Source organism: Ligilactobacillus salitolerans, from assembly GCF_003864415.1.
Lineage (GTDB): Bacteria > Bacillota > Bacilli > Lactobacillales > Lactobacillaceae > Ligilactobacillus > Ligilactobacillus salitolerans.
On sequence record NZ_BFFP01000116.1, the window covers coordinates 1 to 403 of the forward strand.

Annotated in this window: 1 pseudogene; it reads right to left on the reverse strand. The window is 46.2% G+C overall.

The features are described 5' to 3' along the window. Nucleotides 1–45 precede the first annotated feature (45 nt). Nucleotides 46–403 (reverse strand): annotated as a pseudogene (locus tag LFYK43_RS12655) (hypothetical protein); the annotation flags it as partial.

A 403-nucleotide genomic window follows, 5' to 3' on the forward strand; every position in this document is an offset into this window, starting at 1 on the left:
GGAGTGGGGCTTGAGAGCTCTCAAGCCCCACTCCCAACAAAGACTTTATGCCATGTATCTCTTACCGTTAAATTCAACCTTACCAGCTTTCACCCCAACATGTGGTTCTGAGAGCCTCTGTGGCTGGCGTAACAGCTTCAGGATGAATTTACCATCATAACTCCATTGATCACGTTTTAAAGCAAATTGAGGCAAACCCAGGTAATACTCCAAATTTTTGTTTCTGTCGCAATCAATAATCAAAGCTTGCGCTTCTGCACCTTGCGCACTCCAGTACTTGCCATGTCCCTTTAAACGGTAACTGTATCTCCGATGTCCGCTCTCGCTAGTCCCTAAACCACCAGGGTTTCGCAGTTTTCCTTTCCACCAAAGAGGTTCCAGCGACGACCAATTTCGGTTTAAA